Source organism: Bradyrhizobium sp. sGM-13 (assembly GCF_018398875.1).
Taxonomy (GTDB): Bacteria; Pseudomonadota; Alphaproteobacteria; order Rhizobiales; family Xanthobacteraceae; genus Bradyrhizobium.
Genome location: NZ_JAGWDK010000523.1, coordinates 1 through 214, shown reverse-complemented (window position 1 = coordinate 214; position 214 = coordinate 1). Strand labels below are relative to the sequence as shown.

Sequence of the window (214 nt, the reverse complement as noted above, 5' to 3'; positions counted from 1 at the left end):
CCGCCGCCAGCGCCGCCGAGCATGCCCATGAAGTCACTGCCGCCAATGCCGCCGAAATTCATGCCACCGGCGTTCACGCCGTAACCCTCGGGCACATAGCCGCCGCCAAGACCGCCGCGAATGCCGCCGCCCATCATGCCGCCGAGCCCACCGCCGCCCTCCATCATGCGGCTTATCATCGGGCCCATGGTCTGCATCATCATGGCGAAGCGGC

1 pseudogene is annotated in these 214 nt (G+C 68.2%); it reads right to left on the bottom strand.

The window, feature by feature from the left end:
- Positions 1–214, bottom strand: a pseudogene (locus KJQ96_RS39865) (hypothetical protein); the annotation flags it as partial.